The 2,766-nt window shown below is 45.4% G+C and carries 3 protein-coding genes; 2 read left to right on the top strand and 1 reads right to left on the bottom strand.

From position 1 onward, the window contains the following. Positions 1 to 930, bottom strand: a 930-nt coding sequence (locus ENN47_05150; GenBank protein ID HDP77566.1) for a glycosyltransferase family 2 protein, incomplete at its 3' end; no start/stop codon positions are given. 168 nt (positions 931 to 1,098) lie between these two features. Here ENN47_05150 and ENN47_05145 point away from each other — a divergent pair. Further along, a complete protein-coding gene (locus tag ENN47_05145; protein HDP77565.1) occupies positions 1,099 to 2,298 on the top strand; it encodes a glycosyltransferase family 4 protein in 1,200 nt (399 codons plus the stop codon). Beyond that, a partial coding sequence (locus ENN47_05140; GenBank protein HDP77564.1) for a glycosyltransferase family 2 protein occupies positions 2,279 to 2,766 on the top strand: 488 nt, incomplete at its 3' end. The genes ENN47_05145 and ENN47_05140, both read left to right, overlap by 20 nt.

Here is a 2,766-nt window from a genome sequence, read left to right as displayed (position 1 = left end):
TATCAGATACAGGGCCATTGGAATCAACCAGAGATATGTCAGTGCAGGTGGAAAGAAAGGCAAGAGCACTCCAGATACCAAGAAGAGAGTGAAGACCATAGGTATCAGATGTCTGAGCGAAAATGCCGTCTTCGAGAATCTCGAAGCGTAAATAACCCAGAATCCATTTCCGAAATTGTTCTTCAGAAAGCCTTTCAAATCCGAACGGCTGAAGTATGTTATCTCCAGTTCCGGTGACAGCAGTATCTTTCCGCCGCTCTTCTTAAGTCTTAGATTGAATTCTATATCCTGGTTTCTGACAAGATTCTCATTGAAGAGACCGATTTTCTCGAAGACCTCCTTCCTGTAAAAACCAAAAGGAACGGTATCGACCTCCTCCAGTTTCTCAACTCCTGTTCTGAATTTAGAGCTACCCACGCCAAAACGGCTGGAAAGGACTTTAGATATCACTTCTGCCAGCAATGTCTCCTTCGAAGGAACAGTCTTGATTACTCCACCGACATTGTCTGCACCAGTTGCTTCTATAAGCTCAACACACTTTCTGACATAATCCACAGGAGCAACAGAATGAGCATCGAAAAACATAACATAGTCGCCGTTTGACGCCCGGATCCCTATGTTTCTCGCAACAGGAGTAGTCCTCTTCTCATTTAGAAGAAGTCTTACTCGACTGTGTTCCGATGAAAATCCCGCGACGATCTCTCTTGTTCGATCTTCGCTCATCCCGTCGACAACTAATATCTCAATTCTACTCGAAGGATAGTCTGACCTGACTAAGGACTTGAGGCATTTCTCAATAGTCTTCTCTTCATTCCTTGCTGGAATAACTACAGTAACAAGTGGCTGCTCCACGTCTCTGACCCCGTATGCAAAGATTAATGGCATTTCATGCTTACTACAGATTCTATCACGCCACTGGAAGACGATCATACTTTGTTTCGGGTAGTATAATCTCTACATGACAATGGCTTGGCTTCAAGGGACTTTTCGGGATACGGCCTTGTAGAGATATTTGCTCGATTCAGAGTAGCACTCGTCATTTTGTATTTTGTTTCGACGTGTGCGGAACTCCAAATCTCAGGAGGTTAGATTTCACCAATGAGAATCGTTGTAATTACCAATCTATATCCGGCATATATTGATCAACCTGCATCTGAAAACACTATGGTTGTTCACTTCTTCTCAAGAGAATGGGTTAGACAAGGTCACGAAGTCGAAGTATTCGTTATCTGGCCTTATTACCCGGCCTTCTTCAGTTTCCTGCCAGCAGGAAGAAGACGGCGAAAGTATTCATCCGAAGCATCCTTCACCCTTGATGGAGTTCAGATCACTAGAATACCTTTCGAAAAGTTTCCTCGGCTGCTTTGCTCGGAGAGGGCGTTTTCTGGGGCAAGTGAGACCATTCTCGAACATATGAAATCGAAACCGGATGTCGTAATCTGTCACAGGATGGATCCTTCGGCTCCAATTGCGACAGAAGTTGGCGAAAGACTAGGCGTCAAATGTCTTCTAGTACTCCACAAGTCTGACCTGCAGAATCTCGATAACGGGAGGTATTACAAGAAGAATGCCTTTGTTCGTTCGATTGAGAATGCCGCGGGAGTCGCGTTCAGATCAGAGTACCTGCACCGCTGGTTTGACGGACTATTTCCTGAACTTAGTAAGCCAAAAGCCGTATTGAAGTCGGGACTCCAAACAGATATTGTTGAGACCTCCGAATTCTTCGTCGAAAAGGCCAGGAGACCGATAAGAAGATTACTAATCGTATGCAGGTTGATAAAGGACAAGAACGTCGATTCTGTAATTCGTGCAACGCGAAGAATTCCCGACATCAATCTAGAGATTGTTGGAGACGGTCCGCATATGGGAGCACTTAAGAGACTCTCCGAAAAAATCGGGGTTGAAGACAGAGTTTCCTTCACAGGCAGGCTTAACCATTCCGAGACTCTATCTAGAATGCGAGCGGCAGATATCTTCGCGATGCCCAGCACACGTGAAACCTTTGGAATGGTCTATCTTGAGGCAATGAGCAAAGGATGCATTACTATAGGGTCTAGAAACCAGGGCATAGACGGCACCATAGTAGACGGTCATAATGGCTTTCTAGTAGATGCCGGCGATACTGAAGATCTGGTTCGCAAGGTCTCTATGATAGGAGACCTTTCAGTTTATGAGAGGGAGAGGATTCTTCTTAATGCCCTCGAAACACTCAGAGGCATGACCGAAGAAAGGGCCGCCTCTTTCTATATGTCTTTCATAGAGGATGTTTTGAGAAGGGATGAGAGCAGTGAATTGTGATATTGCAATCTCTGTTATTGTTCCTGCATACAATGCAGGCAATCATATTACTAGATGCCTTGAATCTCTACTTTGTCAGACTTCAGAGAGTTTTGAGATTATTGTAGTGGACGACGGTTCGACTGACAATACGTCAGTTCTAGCAGAGAACATTCTTGCGGCGAGTCCTGTGAAATCTACACTTCTTAAACAGAAACACGAAGGCGTAAGCCGAGCAAGGAATTTCGGCCTTGAGAAGGCAGCGGGTCGATATATATACTTTCTCGATTCGGACGATACCATTCATGAATCAGCACTGGAAAGACTTTACAGTACTGCTGTTACTTCTCGCTCGGATTGCGTGATGTGCGGGCTGAAGAAGGTCGACGACACCGGAAAGGTCTACTGGCGTTTCGACTGGCGCAGCTTTCCAGACGAGGTCTCGCTCTCAGCCAGTGAGCTGTTTCCTTTGCTTGTGAGAAACAGAGT

This window comes from Mesotoga infera, assembly GCA_011045915.1.
Taxonomy (GTDB): Bacteria; Thermotogota; Thermotogae; order Petrotogales; family Kosmotogaceae; genus Mesotoga; species Mesotoga infera_D.
The sequence above is the reverse complement of the archived record's forward strand: the minus strand, read 5'-3'. Positions and strand labels throughout refer to the sequence as shown.